Here is a 24,195-nt window from a genome sequence, read left to right on the forward strand (position 1 = left end):
TTTATAAAATGAATGGCAAAGGAGACTACTTTAATCACGAATATCATTTGATAATACTAGAAGATGATAAAATAAATATTGTAACTGGTTGTTGCCATTGCGGGCTCATGGTACTAATCGATGAAGTTAAAAATAGCTTTCCTAATAAATCAATAAATTCTTTAACTGGAGGAATTCACACTCGAAATTTTGTTTTAAATTTTATTTCAATTATAAAAATCATTTTTATGTTAAGAACAGAAAAAATCAAACATATTAATTTAGGGCATTGTACTGGAATAATAACAATAAAAATATTAAAATTTTTCACAAATTTAAATGAACTAAATCTTTCAAAAGAAATACAAACAAAAGGATAAAAGAAACAGATGGTGATTCTTATGAAAAATTAAGGTCACTAAATCAAAATCTTACTTTCGATTATGTTGAACAGATTATGAAAAAGAAATAATAATAAAAATTGGACAAGGAAAAAATATAAGATATTCAATAGAAAAATAGCAGTTTGTGAAAAGCAAACCGCTATTTTTCTTTACTAATTTAAAATGTTATCTCATCTTTCCAATAAAAAGCTCCTCTCTTGGAATTTTTAGACCCATTACAGATATACTTTCCCCACTCCCCTTTTATTTTAAATTTGTTTTTGCTTTAAATTATTCTTACTAAAAACCCTTTTAAATACTCAGTTTCAGGAACTGCTACCGAAATTGGATGGCACGGACTTTGGTGCAATTGATTCACTATCACAGCTTTTACTCCAGCATCCTTAATAGCATATGCCAAAGCCATTCTTAAATCTGTACTTGTGACAGCTCCACTACAACTATAAATCGAAAGTAAACCACCTTTTTTTGTGAGTCTTATCCCATTTAAAATTATATCTTTGTACGCTTTTAGAGCTTTATCTAAATCTCTTCTGTTAGGAGCTAATTTTGGCGGATCTAAGTTCACAATATCCCATTGATGTCCCTCTTTTATTAACTCTCTTAAAACATTGAATATATTTCCCTTGATAAATTCAACATTTTTATAGTCGCTTAAATTTTTTCTGGCAACATTTAAAACATCTTCACTAACATCTATTAGAGTCGACGAATTTGCTCCATTCACCATAGCATGAAGTGAAAAACCTCCTGTATAGCTACACACATCTAAAAAATCTTTATCCTTTGATAGAGACCCCATCAAAAGTCTACTCTCTCTTTGATCTGAGTAAAATCCTGTTTTTTGTCCTTTTAAATCTATGGTGAACTTAGCATCCCCTTCAAAAATTTCAATCTCATCTGGAACTTCACCAAAAAGAACTCCTGAAATTTCAGGAAGACCTTCCAGCCTTCTTCCATCTCCCTCACTCTTCTCATATATTCCCTTCACTTTTGGAATCTCTTTTTTCAAAGCTTCAATTAAAAATCCTTTATCTTTTTCCATACCTAAAGTTGAAGCCTGAACCACTAAGTAATCTCCAAAACGATCCACTATAACTCCCGGTAGCAAATCCGATTCACTATGGATTAATCTATAGCCATCACTATCAATATTTATCATTTTTCTTAAAGCATATGCTTCCCTTACTTTCTCAGAATACCAATTTAAATCTATTTTTTTATCGACATCTTTTTCCAGCATACGTACCATAATTTTTGAATTTTTATTGTAATGACCATACCCAATAAACTCCTTCTTCCAATTGTACACCTCTACAACCGAACCTGCTTCCGGATTTCCTTCTATTTTTTCTACCGCTCCAGAATACATCCAAGGATGACCACTCTGCCACATTTTTTCTCTATCTTTTTTTATAAAGATTTTACTCACTTTTTCACGTCCTTTTAGTTTTTAAAAAAACTAATATATTATATTACATAATATAACTATATCTAAAAAAATACAATTAATTTTGTGAAAATAGAAGAGTGTCCCCCATCAAAAGAGTTACATCCCCTTTTGGAGTTATATAATTTTCTGCTCTTTTTATAGATACAATTAACATTCCTTTCGGTAATTCGAGTTCCTTAATTTTTTTGTTTATATATTCTGAGTTTTTGTCCAATATCATTTTCTTTAGAGCCAATTCCTCTAGTTCCTCTAGCTCTATAACTCTATCGTCCTCTTTTTCATCCTCAAATAAATTCAATCTCTTACCTACATATTTTAAAGACATTCCCTGAAGAAGCACAGAAAATACAACAATATAAAAAGTCAAATTAAATATCTCTTGTGCATTAGATAAGCCCTCTGTTGCAGCCATCGTTGTAAAAATTATAGGAACAGCCCCTTTTAATCCGGCCCATGATATAAAAAACTTCTCCTTGCAATTGAACTTAAATGGCCATAGCAAACTATAAACAACAACTATTCTCACCACTATTATCATAATTACAGCCAATAGGCTACCTATAAATATATAGCCCAATAATTGACTTGGAAAAACCAATAACCCCAGCATTACAAACATTCCTATTTGCATGAACCATGTTATCAATCTCATATTTCTAAGTGAGTTTAATTTGTAATTAAACTTCTTATTTCCAATCATTATTCCTGTAAAGTACACCGCTAAGAACCCATTTCCCTCTAAAATCGTCGCCAATCCAAAACAAATGAAAAGTATCGCAATTAGATGTATAGTTAAAAACTCCTCTCTCACTATCTTTATATAATTAGCCAATGGAATAGCAATTACACCAAATATATACCCTACAATTGCTCCCAAAATTAATTGTTTAAAAAGAAAAAATACTCCCATTAAAATTGGTGTACTCTCCCCAACCTTAAAAAATGATAATAAAAATAAAATAAGAGCATATGCCATTGGGTCATTACTTCCCGATTCTATTTCAATTACTGTCTTTACATCTTTTTTTAACTTCATATCTCCTAAAATAGACATAACTGCTGCCGCATCTGTTGATGATACCATGGCACTGAATAGTAATGCTTCTTTAAGAGTAAAATTTGTTAAATAGTAAACTGCTACTCCTGATAAAGCTGCAGTTAGTAGAACCCCTAAGGTTGCCAAAATTCCACTGGGATATAGAGCTTTTTTTACATCCTCTTTATTCGTGTCCAATCCCCCTGTAAAAATTATAAACATTAGAGCTATCGTCCCCAAATTTTGAGTAATTACAGCATTATCAAAATATATTTTTCCTATACCTTCCGATCCTGCCAACATTCCAACTAGTAAAAACATTATCAATAGAGGTATCTCAAATTTTTTAGATATTCTCATTGAAAATAAACTTAATAATATTATTATTCCAGCAATTAATATCTCTATTCCCATATACTCACCTACCCTGAAATACCGTATTTCACTATATGTTCTATCAATTTAAAACTAGTCACTCCTACTAATACTAAATATGATCCAATAAACATCAATAAAAATAATACTTTAAAAACTTTATCAAAAAAGCTTTCCTTTTCTCTCAGAATCTCATTTTCTTCAACTAATAATAGTTTTTTCATTTTTTCCTCCAATTTTATTTTTATATTTCTGAAAAAACTATTTTTTAAATTCTTAAAACTCTTTCTTTATATCTATTTAAAATTGTGCATATTAAATTATTTTTTTTTAAAAAGTGAAAAAATCGAACCTCAATTAAATTAATTCTAAAAATTGGAGAAAAATTAGAATTAATAAAATAGGTTGCAATATCATCCACACCAAAACTCTCATCATCTTTATCTCGACCCGACGCTGTCACTACAACAATCTTTTTATTTGATACTTTCAGAAATATATGCTTATCTTTTCTTTGATTTCTTAACTCTCTTATTTCAGAGCTTACAAAAGTATATAGGTGGGATCTATCTTTAAACTCCTCCCTAATACCTCCAACAATTGAAATAATAGAAAGAAGCAAAAATAGAGCTAATCTTTTTCTCATCTTTTTCACCTCTTATTGTTTATTCTACAAGTTTAAATTTATTCTTTCTTTACACCTGTAAATTTAATTAAATATTATACATTTTTTTTGAATATTTTCCAAGAAAAAATAAAAACCATGCAATCGCATGGTTTGCATGGTTTTCTTATTAATGACCGCAGCTACATCCACATCCACCTGATGAATGTCCATTTTCATCAACGAATTTAGCAATTTGATCAAGCCCTGTAAATGTTTTTGTTCCACTACATTTCTCTACAATTAGACACGGTACAGACCTAATTCCATACATTGCCGCTAACTCTTGATTTTCTGTAGCATCTATAACCTCTACACCTTCAGTGTCCGCTAAAAGTTCCTTCGCCGGACCACAATATTGACAAGTCGGTGTCGTGAATAACATAATTCTCATTTTTTATACCTCCATTTATACTCTTTCTGTATATATTGATATCATATAAAACTTTAGTGTAAAAGTCAATAATTTTTAAAATATTTTAATCATTTTTCTCCTATTCACTAGATTTTCCTCTGTAATACTCTTGATAATTAAATCTTGGTGTCGTTTTCTTCAACTTTTGACCCACTAAAGAATAACCACCAGTTTTATTTTGAACTCTTAACTTAACATTATCTTTTAAAATATCCTTTATAAGTTGGATAATTTTTTTTCTATCCTCTTTATTTTCTAAAGGAAACATTGCTTCTACTCTTCCATCTAAATTTCTTCTCATACAGTCTGCACTTCCAAGATAAAGCTCTTCATCTCCGTTGTTTTCAAAATAATATATTCTATCATGTTCTAAAAATCTTCCAACCAAACTATAAACTTTTATATTTTCACTAAGACCTGCTATTCCACTTTTTAAGCAACAAGCTCCTCGAACGATTAAAGTGATATCAACACCAGCTTTAGAGGCATCATAAAGCTTCTCTATCACCCCTTGATCTGTCAACCCATTTACTTTAATAACTATCCTACCTACTCCACCTTTTAAAACGTTATCTATCTCTCTATCGATAAATCTATATAGCGTATCTCTTAAATGTGTAGGTGCAACTATCAATTTTTTCCAGTCATCTATCTTAGAAAATCCTGTTAATTTATTAAAAAGATAACTCGCATCTATCCCCATCTCTTCATCTTTTGTAAAAAATGAGTAATCTACATATAATTTAGCTGTCGAATCATTATAATTTCCTGTTCCTAAATGTATGTATCTCTTTATTCCATCCTCCTCTTTTCTGATTATTAATAGACATTTAGCGTGGGTTTTTAATCCACTTAATCCATATATTACATGACACCCAGCTTCTTCCAACTCTCTTGCCCATCTCACATTTCTTTCCTCATCAAATCTAGCTTTCAACTCCACCAGCACTGTTACCTGTTTTCCATTTTCAGCAGCCTTTTTCAAATATTTTATTATTGGGGAATCTCCGCTCACCCTATAAAGCGTTTGTTTTATAGCTAAAACTTTTGGGTCTTGAGCTGAAGTTTTCACTAAATCTACAACATGATCAAAACTTTCAAAAGGGTGCCTAAGCAAAATATTTCTTTTGGCTAAAACCTTAAATATATTTTCTCCGGCTAACTCTTTATAATATATTGGAATATTTTTCTCAAACTTCAGTTCATCTGCCGCATCAACATCTATCATACCCCACAAAAATGTCAAATCCAAGGGACCTAAAACTGGATAAAAATTCTCCTCTTCTAACTCTATTTGATTTTTTAAAAATTCTAAGCTTTTATCTGAAACTCCTCGAACATACTCAACTCTAACTGGATTTCCCCACTTTCTGTTCTTCACTTCTTTTTCAATTTCAACCAACAAATCTTCTGCTCCACTATTTTCATCTATCCCCAAATCTTCATCTCTCGTTATCCTAAAATATCCTATATCTATTATCTCATAACCATTAAATAATTTATTTAAATTATTCTTTATTACCTCTTCCAATAGAATAAAATTATTTCCACCCGGCAGTTTAATCAATCTATTTACTACCCTTGGAATTTCTACTATAGCAAAGGATATACCATCCTTCTCTTTCACATTTAAAATTAAGTTTATAGCTCCACTATTTAGATGGGGGAAAGGTCTGAAAGTGTCTATTGCCATTGGTGTCAATATTGGGAACAAAGTTTCATTATAATAATTTTCTATAAAACGTAGCTCTTTTCCTGCTAACTCCTCATATGTTTTTATAAAAATATTTCCTTCGGTTTTTATCTTCTCCATAGTTGCATTATAGAGCCTGTATTGTTTATCTATAACTTTTGTGACATCTCTTCTTATCATATTGAGTTGCTCTTTTGGAAGTAGTCCCGCTATATCTCTCAATTCTAAGTTCGATTCCTCTTGAGCTTTTAAGCCAGCAACTCTCACTTTAAAAAATTCATCAAAATTTGAACTTACAATCGCTAAAAATTTTATTTTTTCTAAAAGTGGATTATCATTTGTTTCAACCTCAGCTAACACTCTTTTATTAAATTCTATCCAACTTATTTCGCGATTATAAAAATCTTTTCCAATATAGGTACTCATTCCCCAAACCTCCTACTTATTTTAAGTTCTATATCCAAATCAAAAAGATATTTGAATAGTTTTGATTGCTTTTCAAAACTACTTTTCTCCATATAAAAATCCTCATTCGTATCCATCTCTATTATTAGATTGTTTTTATTAAGAGTTATTTTTTCATTTTGTAGCCGTCTTTTTTTCCCTCTATCTAAAGAGGTTGCTATTTTAATAATCGCTATAATTTTCAATAATTTTATTAATTCTTCACCTTTGAAACCGTAGTTATAAAGCGATTCTAATTTTGCATTTGACGTATGAGCTCTAACTATAAATCCAATTTTTTCAATCATCTCTCTATTCAAGCCAAATATTGTTGTATTCTCAAGTATATATGCCGAGTGTTTACTGTGATCTTCAAAATCTATTGCTTTCCCTATATCATGCAAATAAGCTGCGACTGTAAAATATTTATAATCTTTTAATCCCAAAGAGTGATAACCTTTTAAATTATCCAATAGTTTCGTTCCTATTTTTTTTACAAACTCTGAATGCTCTCTATCAAAATCAAACTTTTCGCCCAAATCTATCACTGAATCCAAAGTTATTTTCCACAGTGTTTCTTCAAAACAATGTCTTATATCTGGATTAAACTTTTCTAAAGCACATAAATCCTTTATATTAAAATCCAAAAACTTTATCTCTTTTATTCCAAAATAATCAGCAAAACTTATAACCAAACATAGAGATATAACCATCAATTTCGCTATGGGAACACTGCATTTATATTTTGTAGAAATCTCATTATACGAGTGTTCCTGTAAAATTTTTAATTTTTCTTTCAATTCATTTAACGTTATCCCTTTTAAGTCTTTTTTCTCAAACAGTAATTTTAAAAGTTTTTCCTCCAACTCACCTTCTAAAATCAATTTTTTTATAATTTTTCTTCCCACATCTCTTCTTATGAACTCAACATAGCTCTCCATATAATCACAAATAAAATCAAAAGCTTTTTTGGAATTAATATTGTTCTCCTCAAGTATTGAGTATAACTTTTCCGTACCCAAATTTATATGTTCATTTATACACAGTTCTCCTTTATAAAAAAGATATACTCCAGAACTAAAAGATTTTAAATTAAAGAATAATCGGCTCTCTTTTTTAGAAAAAATCTCTTTCTCCAAATAGATCAATTTTTTTATAGAATAGTATGTTTTTTCACTTAAGTCTATATTTTCCAGTGGTAGATTTACCTTTAGTTTTATTTGATCCAAAATCATTGGAAAATTTGTTATCGTTTTAAAAAATTCACTGAACATAATTTTCTTTTCTATAACTCCGTAATCTCTAGATAAATTATCCATTTTTTTTAATATTTCACACAATTTTCTCATTTTTTCTAAGGATATTTCATCCTTATCTTTAATCTCTTTTAAAAAATTTATATCCTCTGTCACTTTCTCTAAAATTTTATATCCATCTTCTTTTTTTTCATATATTTTCATCTCTACAAAAGTCGAGTTAACCTCTATCACTGTGTAAGTTCCCATTTTTTTCTCCACTCCTTTCATTTTAAATTTTAATTTTTTATCGAAAGTATTCACAAATTTCTTTTGAGAAATAAATAAATCAATAATTTTTAAATCTTCCTCATCCTTTTCTTTTATAAAAAATATAATTTCATCCTCTGTAATCTCTATTTCAAAATTTTCTTCCTCTAAAAGTAAATCATCATAAAAGATATTAGTCATATTCAATATTTTAGAAAGCATCATCAACTCGTCTATTTCGCTCTCTTTAAACAGTTCCTTGTACTTTTCTAACCCCTTATATTTCTTATTTCCTCTAGCTATAATTAAAGCTGAAGACACAAGATCCTTTTGTTCAATACCTTTTATTCCTAAGTTTAATATCATATAAGCAGAGTGTAATGGGTAGTTCACAAAATTAATGCTCTTTCCTATATCATACAAATAAGTTACTATTTTTGTAATTTTTTCATTTAGCCCCTCAAATTTATACTCTTTATCCAATGATAAGCATATTTTTTTAAATATTTTACATTGTTTCTCTTTTATTTTTATATCGATATCTAGAACCTCTAAAATTTCCTTAAATCCATCTTCAAAAGGATTTTCTATAACTTTTCCACACTCACTTAGTCGCTCATATAAAACTCCCTCTCTAATTCCATAACCACTTATTATCAGCTCTTCCAAATCAAAATATGTCAATACCTCTTCCACAGCTATTGCTGCTCCAATAAACACATCAGCTCTATCTTTGGATAATCCCTGTACATCTTGTTTCTCCTTATAATCCTTCTCTTTTAAATAGTCAACGACCTCTTCTACACCTTTGATACTCACTCTATAATTATGTAATAGTTCCAATGGATAATTATTCATATATAGGTTTACTCCCCCAATATTTCTAACCGTTCCTCCCACTCCTATAAGTGGCAATCCTTTTATCTTATCTTTCCATTGAACTTTTCTAAATTGTTCTCGTATAAACTCTCTCAATATCTCTTCATCTTTTTTGCTCAGTTTATCTTTCAAATCAGCAATCTCTGATAGAGTTACTGCTCCAAAATTTAAACTTATACTCTCCAAAACTTCTCTATTTTCAAAATGCACTATTTCTAAACTTGATCCCCCTAAGTCAATTACAACTCCATCTTTTATATCAAGCGTATTTATAGCTCCTTCAAATGAAAAATATGCTTCATCCTCTCCTTTAAATACAATTACCTCTATTCCAGTTGTTTCTAAAATCTCTTTCAATAAAACCTCTGCATTCACAGCAATTCTTAGTGCTGCTGTACCAAATGCTATAATCTCATCTACATTATTTTTTAAACACACCTTTTTAAATAGCTGTATTGTTCTTAAAGCTATCTTTATTTTCTCCTCTTTTAACTCTCTTTTTTCATTTATTCCCTCTCCTAATCTAACAGTTTCTTTTATATCCTCTATTGGAATAAATGATTTATTTGAAGTAATTTCATATATAACCATTCTAATGGAGTTGGACCCTATATCCATAACACAAATTCTTTTTCTTGAAGCCATTTTAACCCCCTCCGAAACTTTTATATTTTTAGAAGTGTACTACTTATCTACCTACATTCCTTCTTAAAATAAATTTCAATTTTTATTTTTTATTTATAAAAGGAAATATAAGTATTTATATGTACTCTAAATATAATAATAGAAACAAAAGGAGGAGTCTATGACTAGTACAAATAATCATTCTACCGATCTTGTTAATATAAGGGATTTACTACCTGAAGATATTCCGATTTTACCGCTTGTGATAAGACCTATTTTTCCAAATATCTTAACTCCAATAGCTTTTACAGGAGAAAATTTTTTAGAAGCTATAAAAGATGCTGAAGAAAATTACAATGGTTTTATCGGTTTAGTTTTTGTAAAAGATATTGATGACAACGACTATTTTAATTCGACTCTATACGACGTTGGAACTGTCGTTAAAATAAATAAAGTTACATCTATCTCCCAAGACTCTGTACAAGCTATTGTTTTTGGTATAGAGAGATTTAAAAAGAAAAAAGTTCTTCCTGATACTCCTAGATTATGTTGGAAAGTAAAATATAATAGAGAAACTGCGGACTCTTCAATTGAGCTTAAAGCCTATATGTTGGCTATCATGACCTCTTTAAAAGAGATTTTTGAGGTTAATCCAATCTTAAAAGAGGAGCTAAAACTCTTAGTTTCTCAGGCTTCCTATGATCATCCAAGTATTTTTATAGATTTTGTCTCTTCTATGTTAAAAGCTGAAGCCAAAGACCTTCAAGAACTTTTGGAAGAGTTTAATATAGTTAATCGTTCTCAAAGACTTTTAACCATGTTAAAGAAAGAGTTAGAAATTTCTCAACTTCAGGCTAAAATTTCTAAACAAATTGAAGATAAAGTTAGTAAACAGCAAAAAGAGTACTTTTTAAGGGAACAGCTCAAACTAATAAAACAAGAGCTTGGCTTAGAAAAGGATGAAAAATCCGCAGTTACCGACAAAATTTTAGATAAGATAAAACATATACATCTATCAGCAGAGGCAGAAAAAATAGTAAATGAACAGCTTGAGAAGCTTTCTCTTTTGGATCAAGGGTCTCCAGAATACCATGTAGCTCGAACATATATCGAATCTATCGTCGAACTTCCATGGGGAGTTTTTTCAAAGGATAGGCTGGATATTAAAAAAGCTAAGAATATTTTAGATCGTGATCATTATGGTCTTGAAGATATAAAAAATAGTATTTTAGAATTTGTCAGTACCGTTATAAAAACTGGGAATGTCAATGGGTCAATTCTTTGTCTAGTTGGTCCCCCAGGAGTTGGAAAAACATCTATCGGTAAATCTATTGCCGAATCGTTGAATAGAAAATTTTATCGTTTTTCTGTCGGTGGAATGGTTGATGAAGCTGAAATCAAAGGTCATAGAAGAACATATATTGGAGCTATGCCCGGAAAAATTATTCAAGCTCTAAAACTTGTACAGACATCAAACCCAGTTATAATGATTGATGAGATAGATAAAATTGGAAATAGCTTTAGAGGTGACCCCGCTTCAGCTCTGCTGGAAGTTCTAGATCCTGAGCAAAATAAAGATTTTTTGGATCATTATCTAGACATAAGGTATGATCTATCCAAGATTCTTTTTGTTACAACTGCAAATCAGTTAGATACAATTCCAAGACCTTTACTCGATAGAATGGAGATTATTCACCTATCAGGTTATATCCTTGAAGAAAAACTACAGATAGCTCAAAAATACCTGATTCCTCACCAGCTTAAAGCTCACGCTTTAGATAGTAAGGAGATTACAATAAGTAAAAATGCTTTGAAGTTTATAATCGATAAATATGCCAGAGAGGCTGGTGTTAGAACTTTAGACAAGTGCATCAGAAAAATTATGAGAAAAGTAAACTTAAAAATTGCAGAGGGCAATGTTGAAAAAGTTAGAATAAATGAAAATAATGTTGAGGCTTACTTGGGAACTCCACTTTTCACCACAGAGGAGCTTTATCAAAATGAAATACCTGGAGTTACTCTTGGACTAGCTTGGACATCTATGGGAGGAGCAACACTATATATTGAAGCTGCAAGCATAAGTAATAAAGAAAGTGGACTCAAACTCACTGGACAACTTGGGGATGTCATGAAGGAATCTGCGGAAATTGCATATTCATATATACGGTCTCTTCTTGCTAAAGATATTTCTCTTCCTATTGAAGTGAAAGAGTTTTTTGATAAAAATAAAGTCCATCTACACGTACCTGAAGGAGCTACTCCAAAAGATGGTCCATCCGCTGGTATTACAATGGCTTTAGCTCTTTACTCCTTAGCTACCGACACTCCTATTAGAAAAGGTCTTGCTATGACTGGAGAGCTAACTTTAACTGGTAAAGTTTTACCTATTGGTGGTGTTCGTGAAAAAACTATTGCCGCTAGAAGAGTGGGAATTTTTGAGTTAATCCTGCCCAAAGACAATAAAAAAGATTTTGATAAATTACCAGATTTTTTAAAAACTGGTTTAACTGTTAACTATGTCGATTATTTTACTGATGTTATTAAATACGCTGTAAAAAAATAAGAAAAGGAATGCTTTATTGCATTCCTTTTCTATTTTATCTCAATCTCCTTTATGATTTCTCCATCTAAGCTCTTTACACAAAAATAACTCTCTTCTAAAATACCATAACTGTTTACATTTCCACCCTTTGGTAAGGATATTGATCCTGGATTTAATCTATATATTCCATCTTTTTCATATGCTACTGGTAAATGGGTATGACCATATATAAAAACATCTCCTATAGATATATTTGGAAGTTTATCTTCACTATATATATGACCGTGTGTCACAAAAATTCGTTTTTCTTTTAAAAAAATTGTAGAGTAATCACCTAACATTGGATACTGTAACATCATTTGATCCACTTCGCTATCACAATTTCCTCTAACAGCAATTATTTTATCCTTATAATTATTTAATATATCTGCTACTTCTTTTGGATTATATTCAAGTGGTAACGGATTCCTTGGCCCATGGTATAGCTCATCCCCCAATATCAATATATACGTAGCCTTCTCCCTCTCATAAGCTTCTATAGCTTTTTTTAAGAAATAACTCGATCCATGAATATCTGACATTACAAAAATTTTCATAGCCCATCTCCTTAAAATATTTTTCTTCATTATATATCAATTTTCTAGAAAAAAAAAGGATTTTATCATTTTCTTCTTAATAATACTTTAAGAAAAAAGTTGCCTTTTTAATATTAAAATGGTATACTTCTGTCGAGTATATGTTAAAATCGTATATTCATACTTAATTAATTTCATTTAGGAGGTTATCATGGCTCATAGAATTAACGAAGATATCTGTATTGGATGTGGAACTTGCGAAGCAATCTGTCCTGTTAGCTGCATTTCAGAGGTTGATGGAGGAAAAAGAAGAATCGACGAAGATCAATGTATTGACTGTGGTGCTTGTGCAGGTGCTTGTCCTGTTGAGTGTATCGCTCCAGCTGAGTAATAATTTACAATAAGAGATCAAAATTTTGATCTCTTTTTTATATACCGCAAAAAAATAAATTTATGGTATAATAGTAATAAAAATGTTTGGAGGTCACTGTGGAAGACAAATTTTTAATCGAATCTTTAAATAGTTTACTTAAAGACGATCTTTTTAAAATCTTAGCTAAATTTAATATAAAAATTGCCAAAAGTACTATAAAAGGAACTATTGTAGAAAAAGTTATGGAAGCTTATAAAAATAATACTCCAACTTTTTTAGAAATTTTCTCTAGAGATACTATATCTTTACTTTCTCAATTTAATGATGAGAAAAACCAAATTAGTGAACAAGATTTCTTTGAATATGAGGAATTTTTGCTACCACTACAAAGTTTTGGATTTATATCCAAAAATCTTATAAAAGAGAAAAATAACAACCACTATAACATCTCCACGTGGTTTATCGAAACTATAAATTCTCTTTCTGAAAAAGACGAAAACAAAGTTTTAATTGATTATTATCAAGAGCTTGAGATGTTAATTCTAGGAATGATTCGATTCTATGGCGTTATTGCCGAACATAAGTTATTAGAACTTCTACTTCCTACATTTAAAAATATCACTTTGGAAAAAATACACGCTTTTGTAGATTCTAGATGGATTCTAAATGTATTTATCTCAAAATTAGAAGATTCTGGAAATAATACTACCTATTTTGTAGCTGATTCTGTTTCTGAACCCACTGATATCCTACATGAAACCATTAAATATGATGGTTTAGAATACAAAGTGTTAACAAATGATGAGTATAAAAACTATTGGAACTATTTTTTTATTGAAAAAACTCAAGAAGTTGCTGATTTAATAGCTCTTTTAATCTCACATAAAATGCAAGGATCTCAAATTGGACTTGAAATTACAGCATTAATTGATAGATTAAAAAACAATATGCCTATTGAAGATATTCTCTCAGATACTAAAACAAGAGTTAAATTTGACAGTTCTAATTCAGAAGCTATCTTCACAGCACTTGTGAGTAAGATATCCAAGTCTCTACCTCTTTGGGTTCTAAAAGGTCACTCCTATGTTGAAGTTTTTGGAGAAAATCAACCCCCTAGAGCAGTCACTAAAATTGGTAGAAATGAAAATTGTCCCTGCGGTTCTGGAAAAAAATACAAAAAATGTTGTGGAAAATAAAAAAATAGGAGTCAGACTCCTATTTTTTTTAATCATATTTGGTTTTAGTCAATTTCTACACCTTAATAGTATAGTTTTTATTGCACTTTGTCAAGAGTTTATTTCTATTTTTATATTACATTCCCTTTAATAATACTTGTACTTCTGGTCCAATTGGTAATCCACTTAACATCCAAATTGCCAAGAAAACTGACCATCCTATTAAGAATGTTATTGAGTAAGGAAGCATTACCGATATCAATGTTCCTAGAGAAGCTTTCTTATCATATTTCTGCATAAATACGATTATCATTGCGAAATATGACATTAAAGGAGAGATTATATTTGTAGTTGAATCCCCTATTCTATATGCCAATTGAGTAAACTCTGGCGAATAACCTATTCTCATTAACATTGGAATGAATACTGGTGCCAGTATAGCCCATTTAGCTGATGCTGATCCCATAAACAAATTCAAGAACCCTACTATTAAAATAAATCCTATTACCAATGGTATTCCACCAATTCCAGCTGTTTCTAAGAAGTCTGCTCCCTTTACAGCTAAAATTGTACCTAAATTTGTATATCCAAAGTATGCTATAAATTGTGCTGCGAAGAATACTAGAACTATATACCCTGCCATTCCTTGCATTGATTTAGTTAACATTCCCATTACATCTGAATCGTTTTTTATTGTCCCAATAGATTTTCCATAAGCTAATCCTGGAAGAGCAAAGAAAATTACAATTATTGGTACCAACCCACTTCCTAAGAAATTTTTACCTAGTACAAAATAGATTGGAATCAATAGAACTAACATAACTAGTGTAGCTATTCCTGCCGATTTTAAAGCTTTTTTCTCTTCACCAGTAACCTCTTGGAAATCAACAGATTCTTCACCCGTATATTTTCCTAACCTTGGTTCTACTATTTTATCATTGATTAAAGTTCCCAAGAAAGCAATTACGAATGTTGACGCCATCATAAAGTACCAGTTTGCTGTTGGTAAAACCTCATATGCTGGATCAAGTATTCTTGCAGCTTCTGTTGAAATCCCTCCTAAAAGTGGGTCTATTGTTCCTATCAATAGGTTAGCTGAGAATCCTCCAGAAACTCCAGCAAACGCTGCTGCTAGTCCTGCAATTGGATGTCTTCCAAATGACAAGAAAATCAATGCTGCCAGTGGTGGTAATACAACATATCCAGCATCAGACGCCACATTTGACACAATTCCTAAGAAAATAACCATAACTGTTACTAATCTTTTAGGTGTTGATAATGCAACTTTTTTTAATATTGCTGCCATTAACCCTGATCTTTCAGCGATTCCAATTCCAATTATAGCGACCAATACTGTTCCTAAAGGTGCAAATCCAGTAAAGTTTCTAACTAATGATGTAAATATATAGTTTACTCCCTCTTGAGTCATCAAAGATTTTGTTGAAATAACCATCTCTTGTGTTTTCATTGTTCCACTATTAATTCCAACAAAGTTAACAGACCATCCCAGTGCTCCACCTATTCCTGATATTATTACTACTACTACAGCCAATATCGCAAAAAGTGTTGCCGGATGTGGTAGGGCATTCCCTCCCTTTTCAATTATGTTCAAGAATTTGTCAATAAACCCTTTACTTTTCACTCCATTCTTTTTTAATTCAGCTTCCATTTTCCCCTCCGCATTGATAATTTATTTTCATTTTATCATAAAATGATTAATAAAGTTCCTACTATAGATAAAGAATACCACATTTTATATAAAATTAATAAGATTAATTTTATATATTTTTTATAAAAAAAATATATATTGTTCTGCAATTAGTACTTTTTACGAACATTTTTTTATTTTTTTATATATTATTTAATCTTTTTTAATGATTTATCCAGTGATGTCAATACCTCACAAGAATTTTTTTTAACTAAAATATCATCCTCTATCCTTACTCCTCCAAAATTTGGAATATATATTCCAGGTTCTATTGTTATTATCATTCCCTCTTTCAAAGTCTTATTTTCTGCCTTATAGGAAACTCCAGGATATTCATGAATTTGAAGTCCTATACCATGTCCCAATCCATGACCAAAATACTCACCGTATCCTTTTTCTCTTATAAATTCTCTGGCTATTGCATCTAATTCATGAACTGAAATTCCTGCTTTAACCTCTTTTATCGCCCTTTCATTTGCTTGTTTCACAATCTCATATATCTCTAAATGTTTATCTGAAGGATTATCTCCAACATAGAACGTCCTTGTTATATCAGAAGCATATCCTTTATAAAAACATCCATAATCTATTGTTAAAAATCCCTCCTCTATTTTTTTATCACCAGCTACTCCATGTGGTAGTGCTGATCTTTCATTGGATGCCACAATAAGGTCAAAAGATGGTTTAGAAGCCCCTAATTTTTTCATTTGGTACTCCAACTCTGCTGCAATATCGCTTTCTTTTACTCCTATTTTTATTTTAGGAATTGTCAATTCCAAGGCTTTTTCTGCAATCTCTATAGATTTTTTTATTGCTTCTATCTCCTCTCCTGATTTAATCTCCCTTATTTTTGTAAAACTATCATCTAAATATACGTATTCCAATTTTGGGAAATTACCTTCAAATAGCCTAAATTGATCCAATGTCACACTTTGATTTTCAATACCTAATTTTTGTACTCCAAACTCTGCCAATATCTCTCCAACTCTCTTTAAAGTAGATATGTTTTCACAGATTAGTTCATAGCCATTTTTTTCCACTTCCTCTTTTCCTTGAGAGACATACCTAAAATCTGTTATAAAAAATTTTTTTTCTCCTATTACCAATGCCATTCCGGTTGTTCCTGTAAATCCCGTAAAATATCTTACATTAAGCATATTACTGATTAAAACTGCATCAACATTTTTTTCTCTCATCACTCTCTTTAAATTCATCAGCCACTCCCTTAAAACATTATTTTTCCTCCACCTATTACTAGGTCATCACTATATATTACCAAATGCTGTCCCTTTGCATTTTGTGGATTTTCCTCTTCGTATTCAAAATATATCTTTTTGTTTTCCTTGATCACTTTACCATAAAATCCTGTACTTGAAAATCTTGGCTTGGCTAAAACTTTAACCTCTCTTAGCTCATCAAATGGAATATGGGATTTAAAATCTTCTAATTCGACTCTTTTTTTATACAAATCTAAATAATCTCCTAAAATTATTTCATTCGTCTCCGGTAAAATATCTATGATAAAATAAATTTTAGAAAATAAGACACCCAATCCCCTTCTTTGCCCTATTGTATACAATTGATATCCTTGATGCTGACCCAAAATATTACCATTTTTATCTATATAATTTCCAGGTCTAACCTTATCTCCCAACACTTTTTTTAAAAATTCTAAATACCCCTCTTTCGCAAAACATATGCCCTGACTATCTTTTTTATCAAAAACTTTTACCCCATATCTTTTAGCTTTTTCTCTAACAACACTTTTTTCATATTTAGCCAATGGAAATATCATTCTTTCTATTATCTCAGATTCTATTCTATATAGCATATACCCCTGATCTTTTCTTATATCTTTTGGTTTTTTGAAAAGATTTTTTCCAAATCTATTATTTTTACTTACTTCACAATAATGACCAGTTCCAATATAATAAGCCTCTTTTAAATTGGCAATCTCTATTAATTTCTTTATTTTTATTATTTCATCACAAATCACACAAGGTGAAGGTGTCATACCTTTCGAATATTCATCTATAAAATACTTTACAATTTTCTCATTAAACTCATCTACAATATCTAAAATTATATGCTCTATATTCAGCTCTTTTCCAAGAGCTATTGCATCTTTTAAATCCTGTGACTCTCTTTGCTCTTTACTTACTACCAAAGTGACTCCAATAACTTCAAAGCCATCTTCTTTCAACATATATGCTGATGTTGATGAATCTACTCCACCACTTAACCCTAAAACTATTCTTCTTCTATTCATTTTTTCCTCTACTTTTTTGATATATGAACTGAACCGATATTGTACTTTTTTATTTCACTTCCCACGAAAACCTCCAGTGTTCCATCCTCTAAAATATCTCCTGCTATTCCACTCTCCTCTTTGTCAAAAGTAACAATATCTATTCTTTTGCCATACAAATAATTGACCCTGTTAATTTCTTTCAAAATTTCCTTCCACTTCCCATTTTTGAAATCTTGGAAATTACTATAAAAATCCTTTACTATAGTCACTATAACCTCTTCTAAACTGTACACTTTTCCCGTTTTTTCCCTCAATGAAATCGCAATATTTTTAACCTCTTCTAAATTTAGATTATTCACATTTAAACCAATCCCTATAACATAGTTATCTCTTATTTTTTCCACCAATATTCCACTTATTTTTTTATCTTCCAAATACAAATCATTTGTCCACTTAAATTTATAATCCAGCTCCTCTATTTTTTTTAATGAATATAAAAGTGAATATCCCACTAAAAGTGGAAGCTTCATATACTCATCTTCCTGTATCTCTACATCATGCTTTAATACAAATGAAAACAGGGCCGCCCCTTCTGTTGAAACCCATCTATTCCCTCTTCTTCCTCTTCCCAGAGTTTGAACTTTTGCTATTGCTAAGTCCCTCTCCATTATATCGTCTTTTTCTCGTAAAAACTTACTTGTAGACTCTATTTCATCAAATCTGTATATTCTCATTTTTTCTCCTCATTAAAGAAAAAATTAGGCAGAACTCTGCCTAATTTTTTAGTCGTTATATCCTTCAGGATTCTCCTTATGCCATTTCCATGCTGTTTCTATTATTGAATCTAATGATGAATACTTAGGCTTCCAGTTTAACTCCTCCATTGCTTTTTCCGAACTAGCAACTAATTTTGCTGGGTCTCCAGCTCTTCTTGAAGACACTTCTGCTGGTATTGGATGCTTTGTTACTTTTCTTGCTACGTCTATAACTTGCTTAACAGAAAAACCTTCTCCATTACCTAAGTTGTAAACAGTACTTTCTCCACCATTTTTTAATCTATCTAAAGCTAATATATGAGCATCAACTAAATCCATTACATGGACATAGTCCCTTATACACGTTCCATCCTCAGTCGGATAATCGTCTCCATATATCCCTATTTTCTCTCTTTTTCCTAAAGCTACTTGCAATATTATTGGAATAAGATGAGTTTCTGGATTGTGGTCCTCTCCTATTTCACCTGTTGGATAAGCTCCTGCCACATTAAAATATCTAAGGGCTGTATACTTTATTCCATATGCATAATCATACCATTTCAATAACTTTTCAACCATCAATTTACTTTCACCATAAGGATTTGTTGGCACAGTTTCATCAGTTTCTAAAATTGGAATATTTTTAGGTTCTCCATATGTTGCTGCTGTTGACGAAAATACAATATTTTTTACATTGTTTTTTCTCATTGTATCCAATAAGTTCATTGATCCAACTACGTTATTTTCAAAATATTTAGCTGGATTTGTCATACTTTCCCCTACTAAAGAATCAGCTGCAAAGTGTATAACTCCCTCTATTTTATTCTCTTTAAAAACTTTTGTTAAAAACTCTATATCCCGTAAATCTCCTAAAGCCAGCTTTACATTTTCTGGAACAGCTTCTATGTGACCAGTCTGCATATTATCTAAAACAATTACCTCTCTCTTTGCTTCCAATAAGGCTTTTACTGCATGACTCCCTATATATCCAGCTCCCCCACAAACTAATATTGCCATTTTTCTCCTCCCATGCTTTCTGTAACTATCGTATTTTATTTAAAATTCCCATTCCATATACAGGTCCTGCGTGTGAAGCTATAGTCGCTCCAATCTCCATTCTACCTCTATAATCCAATTTTTTTGTTTTTTCTGCGATATTTCTCAATTGATCAGCGGCCTCTAATTCACTACGAGTTCCACCCCAACCAGTATACATAATTATTGAATTTTTTTCATTTTTAATTAATTTTTCCATATATGCCAAAGCTCCTCTCTCTCCAAGAGCCTTTGTTTCAATACATACCTCTCCATTTTCTAACTTTAAAACCGGTTTGATTTTTAGGATTCCTCCAATAACTGAAGATGCTCTTCCTATTCTTCCACCCTTTTCTAAATACGATAGCTCTTTTACAACAAAGTAAACTTTCATCTTACTCTTAGTTTCATCAATCCATTCAATTATTTCATCAAAGCCTTTGCCCTCTTTTACCATCTTTGCTGACTCCAACACTATATGTGCTAAAGCAAATGTTACTACTTTAGAGTCCACTATCGCAATATCATCCTCTTTGTTAAGCATTCCTCTTGCAACTCTAGCAGCTTGCTGAGTTCCACTTAACTTACTCGAAATATGAATTGAAATAATTTTTTTATAGCCTTTTTCAAATAGTTTTTCATAAAGCTCTTTAAACTCAGCTGGAGATGGTTGAGATGTTTTAGGAACTATATTATCTTTTAACAACTGCTTCCAAAACTCCCCTTTAGAGATATCTACTCCATCTCTGTAATATGTATCACCTGCTAACTTTATTTTCAATGGAATTATATCCACATCTAATCCTTTTACCATATCTGGTGTTAAATCTGATGTTGAATCAGTAACTATAGCGATTTCAGGCAATTCAGGGTTTCTATTCGTTATATAGATATAATACGGGTAGTTATCTTGTCCTATTACTAAGTCTGAATACTTTACAGTAGATTTTATCCCTTTAAGAACTTTATTCGCTTCTTCAGTAGATCCCTTTCCAATACATGCAAATATGTTTAACGTTTCACTATTGACACACTCTTTGTATGTATTTTTAATAACCTCTTCCAATGTAGCTGCTTTTATTTTTATTTTTCCATTTATCAATGCTATATAATCGCCTTGAGAGATTGTTAAATCATCTACTTTTGTGTCTCTAACTGCTTGAGTTATTTCAATAGATGTGTTAAATGGAAGTTGCTTTAAAATTTCGTCCATTCCAAAATCTTTATTTTTTACAACGTACTCTCCTTCTAGCATTGTTTTAGTTTCTAAAACAGTTACCTCCTTAGAAGATCTTTCCGCTGCCATTTTAGCCGAAGAGATAATATTTTTATTATTCGGTAATATTACAATTTTCTCTGCTTTTATTTTGTTAATTCCCTCTTCTATATCTGCTACACTTGGATTTTGTGTCTGTCCTCCAATCAATACAGCCGTAGCTCCATTGTCCAAAAATAGATTCCCCAATTCCATATTGTCAACAATAGCAAAATAAGCTATAGGTTTACTATTTTCATTCTGAACTAAAATTTTTCCTTTTTTATCGATTCTATATTGTTCAGCATCTGCTAAAAGCATATTTTTATGTTGAATCTCCATATTATCTATTTTTATATTTGATAGATTTCCCAACTTACCCGCTATTTCTAATATCAATCCGGGATTATTTGTATGGATATGTGTTTTTGTTTTCTTTGATGTCTGTGCGCATACCATTGAATCACCATGATTCACTATTTTAGACTTATAATCATCCAAATCAAAATCTCCCGATTCAATCACAAACTCTGTACAATATTTGAATTTTATATCTTCAAATATATGATTTCCTGAGTGTTCCATTATATCTTTTCTCTTAGCTTGAGATTGAACTATTCTCTCTAGATCATGTAACATCTCCGGATCAGTAATCGATTTTTCAAACCCTTCTAAAATATAGAATATTCCCTGTCCTCCGGCATCAACAACACCAGCCTCTTTTAATTTTGGTAATTGATTTGGTGTCTCCTCTACAGCTTCTTTTGCCGCTTCCTTTAAATAAACTAAAAATGGAATAAAGTCATCTGATGGACCACTATAGATCTCTGCCTCTTCAGCCACTCTTCTTATAACAGTTAACATTGTTCCTTCTACAGGCTCACTTACAGCTTTGTATGCTTTCTCTTTAGCCAATCTAAAAGCTACTTTCACATCATCCACTATAACTTCCTCTTTAGCTCTAACTCCCTCCAAAAATCCTTGAATAATTTGAGATAATATTGTTCCTGAATTTCCTCTTGCTCCTAAAAGAATCGCTTCTGAAACTATATCTGCTAACTCCTCCATATCTGGCTCATGATTTAACTTTATCAATTCATTTTCAACCGCTTGCAATGTCATAGACATATTTGTTCCTGTATCACCATCTGGTACAGGATATACGTTTAAGTCGTTCAAAACATCTGAATATTTTGATAACCATCTACTTGCCGCTATCAATAATTTTGTTAGCCTAGTAGAATTTAATACCTTTACTTCTATATTCATTATTTTCCTCCATTTTTAAAATGTTGGTGGATTTACCACCCAAAGAGCCCTAGCCCTTTTATCTGAATTATTTTTAAATCTATGCTTTTGACTAGATTTAAAATAAAAACTATCTCCTTCATGCAAATTATGAACTGCTTCTTCAATATATATATCCAAACTTCCCTCAAGAACAAATATAAACTCTTCACCATGGTGTGTGTAGTAACTTCTTCCACTTTCACCACCTGGTCCAATTTCATACAGTATTGGTTCCATACTTTTCTCTATGTTTGACGATGTCAGTAAAGAAATTGTTGTATTTGAGTCTACACTCTCCACATATTTTCTTTCTTTCGCTCTAATTAAATCAGAATTCTTTTTCACCTCTTCATCTTCAATCAAGTAACTAACTCTCACATCTAATGAATTGGCTATTTTTTTTAAGTTTTCAATTGAAGGAGATGCCTTTCCTTGCTCTATTTGTGATAAAAAACTAGCTGATAAATCAACCATTGTTGCTAACTCTCTTAATGACAATGATTTTTCATTTCTACTTTTTTTTATTCTCTCTCCTATACTCACTTTTTACTCATCCTCCTCTAAGATTTTATATAGTTCAAATAGACTATGGAGAACTGCTTTTTTTCTTATTTTTTCCCTATCCCCTGTGAAATTGAACTTAAAGCTTACTATTTTATCTTGAACTTTAACTCCAATATAAACCAATCCTACAGGTTTTTCCTTTGTTCCACCATCAGGTCCTGCAATTCCAGTTGTAGAAATTCCTATATCGGTTGTTAATCCGCTTACCATTTTTTCCGCTACTTCTTTACTGACAGCTCCATATTTCTCTATTAAATTTCTATCTACTTTTAATCTATCTATCTTTGATTCATTACTATATGTTACTATTCCCTCTTGAAAATACTTTGATATTCCCGGTACTGTAACAATTGTTGAAGATAACATTCCACCTGTGCATGACTCTGCCACAGAAAGTGAATAATTTTTCTTCTTTAAAAGATTAAAAATTTTTTCTTCGATTTTTTCTTTATCTTCGCCTAATATGTACTTTCCTACACTATTATATATCTTTTCCTTAATTTTTTCTACTGCGATTTTATGTTCATTTGAAGTTTGCATTCTAACTATTATACCATAATCTTTCACTAAAAATTCATATTCTATATTTGGATCAATAAAATACTCTTTAATTTTCTCTTCAAGTATTGACTCTGGAATCCCAGAAACTATTAAATCCTTAATGTAAATAGGGTCCAAGTCTGGACAAAATTTTTCTGTATAAAACTTTAAAAATTTCGGAAACATATTGTATAACTCTTTTGGTACTCCCGGAAATGCTACAATTCCATCAACAAAAAATGCTGGTGCCATTCCTACGTCATTTTTTATTGATATTGCCCCTTCGGGTTTTTCAACCTCTTTATAATTTTTGTCCAAAAATTGAATGTTTAATCTTCTAAACTTTGCTTTTAATTCTTCTAATTCACTCTCATCTACTATAAGTTTTTTATCTAAAAAATTTTTTATCGCCTCTTTAGTTAAATCATCATCTGTTGCACCTAACCCACCAGATAATATTATCAACTCACTTGTTTCTCTAGCAAACTTTAATGCTTTTTCTATACTTTCTAATGAATCTCCAACTGTTAATTTAAGGTCAATTTTTATCCCAACTTTATTTAATTCTTCAGCCATAAATACACTGTTGGTATCTAAAGTTGCTCCATTTAAAAGCTCCGTTCCAACTAATATTAAAGTACATCTCATTTTATCTACCTCT

The 24,195-nt window shown here is 30.9% G+C and carries 20 protein-coding genes; 4 read left to right on the plus strand and 16 right to left on the minus strand.

Going from position 1 to position 24,195, the window contains the following annotated elements:
- The first annotated feature begins 8 nt into the window (after positions 1-8).
- Positions 9-359, plus strand: coding sequence for a hypothetical protein (locus tag ACWI69_RS01755; protein ID WP_448820149.1), 351 nt, complete (start codon positions 9-11; stop codon positions 357-359).
- 289 nt (positions 360-648) lie between these two features.
- Here ACWI69_RS01755 and ACWI69_RS01760 read toward each other — a convergent pair whose 3' ends face one another.
- The 7 genes from ACWI69_RS01760 to ACWI69_RS01790 all read right to left on the minus strand — a co-directional run bounded on the left by ACWI69_RS01760 (position 649) and on the right by ACWI69_RS01790 (position 9,492).
- Complete coding sequence (locus ACWI69_RS01760; RefSeq protein ID WP_448820150.1) at positions 649-1,815, minus strand: class I SAM-dependent rRNA methyltransferase; 1,167 nt, start codon at positions 1,813-1,815, stop codon at positions 649-651.
- 76 nt (positions 1,816-1,891) lie between these two features.
- A complete protein-coding gene (locus ACWI69_RS01765; RefSeq protein ID WP_448820151.1) occupies positions 1,892-3,286 on the minus strand; it encodes a potassium/proton antiporter in 1,395 nt (464 codons plus the stop codon).
- Between the two features lie 8 nt (positions 3,287-3,294).
- On the minus strand, positions 3,295-3,471 hold the full coding sequence (locus ACWI69_RS01770) for a hypothetical protein (RefSeq protein ID WP_448820152.1): 177 nt from the start codon (positions 3,469-3,471) through the stop codon (positions 3,295-3,297).
- A gap of 44 nt (positions 3,472-3,515) precedes the next feature.
- Positions 3,516-3,893 carry a hypothetical protein gene (locus tag ACWI69_RS01775; RefSeq protein ID WP_448820153.1) on the minus strand — a complete coding sequence of 126 codons (378 nt, stop codon included), beginning with the start codon at positions 3,891-3,893 and terminating at the stop codon, positions 3,516-3,518.
- Between the two features lie 148 nt (positions 3,894-4,041).
- Complete coding sequence (locus ACWI69_RS01780) at positions 4,042-4,305, minus strand: glutaredoxin family protein (RefSeq protein WP_448820154.1); 264 nt, start codon at positions 4,303-4,305, stop codon at positions 4,042-4,044.
- 100 nt (positions 4,306-4,405) lie between these two features.
- Positions 4,406-6,445 (minus strand): polyphosphate kinase 1, encoded by a 2,040-nt coding sequence (gene ppk1 / locus ACWI69_RS01785; protein WP_448820155.1) that lies wholly within the window; start codon positions 6,443-6,445, stop codon positions 4,406-4,408.
- On the minus strand, positions 6,442-9,492 hold the full coding sequence (locus ACWI69_RS01790) for a Ppx/GppA phosphatase family protein (RefSeq protein ID WP_448820156.1): 3,051 nt from the start codon (positions 9,490-9,492) through the stop codon (positions 6,442-6,444). Before ACWI69_RS01790 ends, ppk1 begins: the two co-directional genes overlap by 4 nt.
- 160 nt (positions 9,493-9,652) lie before the next feature.
- Here ACWI69_RS01790 and lon point away from each other — a divergent pair, with 160 nt between their 5' ends.
- Complete coding sequence (gene lon / locus ACWI69_RS01795) at positions 9,653-12,034, plus strand: endopeptidase La (RefSeq protein WP_448820157.1); 2,382 nt, start codon at positions 9,653-9,655, stop codon at positions 12,032-12,034.
- Between the two features lie 29 nt (positions 12,035-12,063).
- Here the strand turns inward: lon and yfcE are convergent, their stop codons facing one another.
- Positions 12,064-12,609 (minus strand): phosphodiesterase, encoded by a 546-nt coding sequence (gene yfcE / locus ACWI69_RS01800; protein WP_448820158.1) that lies wholly within the window; start codon positions 12,607-12,609, stop codon positions 12,064-12,066.
- Positions 12,610-12,799: 190 nt separating this feature from the next.
- On the opposite strand from yfcE, the gene ACWI69_RS01805 reads away from it, so the two are divergent.
- Together ACWI69_RS01805 and ACWI69_RS01810 are read left to right on the plus strand one after the other, a co-directional pair.
- Complete coding sequence (locus tag ACWI69_RS01805) at positions 12,800-12,979, plus strand: indolepyruvate ferredoxin oxidoreductase subunit alpha (protein ID WP_023049759.1); 180 nt, start codon at positions 12,800-12,802, stop codon at positions 12,977-12,979.
- A 98-nt stretch (positions 12,980-13,077) separates the two neighbouring features.
- Positions 13,078-14,157, plus strand: a complete 1,080-nt coding sequence (locus ACWI69_RS01810; protein ID WP_448820159.1) for an SEC-C metal-binding domain-containing protein — start codon at positions 13,078-13,080, stop codon at positions 14,155-14,157.
- Between the two features lie 115 nt (positions 14,158-14,272).
- On the opposite strand, the gene ACWI69_RS01815 is transcribed toward ACWI69_RS01810, so the two are convergent.
- The 8 genes from ACWI69_RS01815 to ACWI69_RS01850 all read right to left on the minus strand — a co-directional run bounded on the left by ACWI69_RS01815 (position 14,273) and on the right by ACWI69_RS01850 (position 24,182).
- Positions 14,273-15,805: an AbgT family transporter gene (locus tag ACWI69_RS01815; protein ID WP_448820160.1), complete on the minus strand. Its 1,533-nt coding sequence runs from the start codon at positions 15,803-15,805 to the stop codon at positions 14,273-14,275.
- Between the two features lie 188 nt (positions 15,806-15,993).
- The gene (locus ACWI69_RS01820) at positions 15,994-17,058 is read right to left on the minus strand and encodes an aminopeptidase P family protein (protein WP_448820161.1); all 1,065 of its coding nucleotides are present in this window, start codon (positions 17,056-17,058) and stop codon (positions 15,994-15,996) included.
- Between the two features lie 11 nt (positions 17,059-17,069).
- The gene (mnmA, locus tag ACWI69_RS01825; protein WP_448820162.1) at positions 17,070-18,113 is read right to left on the minus strand and encodes a tRNA 2-thiouridine(34) synthase MnmA; all 1,044 of its coding nucleotides are present in this window, start codon (positions 18,111-18,113) and stop codon (positions 17,070-17,072) included.
- Between the two features lie 8 nt (positions 18,114-18,121).
- Positions 18,122-18,829 carry a biotin--[acetyl-CoA-carboxylase] ligase gene (locus ACWI69_RS01830; RefSeq protein WP_448820163.1) on the minus strand — a complete coding sequence of 236 codons (708 nt, stop codon included), beginning with the start codon at positions 18,827-18,829 and terminating at the stop codon, positions 18,122-18,124.
- A 48-nt stretch (positions 18,830-18,877) separates the two neighbouring features.
- Positions 18,878-19,867, minus strand: a complete 990-nt coding sequence (gene galE / locus ACWI69_RS01835; RefSeq protein ID WP_448820164.1) for a UDP-glucose 4-epimerase GalE — start codon at positions 19,865-19,867, stop codon at positions 18,878-18,880.
- Between the two features lie 25 nt (positions 19,868-19,892).
- Positions 19,893-22,409 carry a DegV family protein gene (locus ACWI69_RS01840; protein WP_448820165.1) on the minus strand — a complete coding sequence of 839 codons (2,517 nt, stop codon included), beginning with the start codon at positions 22,407-22,409 and terminating at the stop codon, positions 19,893-19,895.
- A gap of 15 nt (positions 22,410-22,424) precedes the next feature.
- Positions 22,425-22,973: a helix-turn-helix domain-containing protein gene (locus tag ACWI69_RS01845; RefSeq protein ID WP_448820166.1), complete on the minus strand. Its 549-nt coding sequence runs from the start codon at positions 22,971-22,973 to the stop codon at positions 22,425-22,427.
- Between the two features lie 3 nt (positions 22,974-22,976).
- Positions 22,977-24,182, minus strand: coding sequence for a CinA family nicotinamide mononucleotide deamidase-related protein (locus tag ACWI69_RS01850; RefSeq protein WP_448820167.1), 1,206 nt, complete (start codon positions 24,180-24,182; stop codon positions 22,977-22,979).
- Positions 24,183-24,195 lie beyond the last annotated feature (13 nt).

Source organism: Cetobacterium sp. (assembly GCF_977044495.1).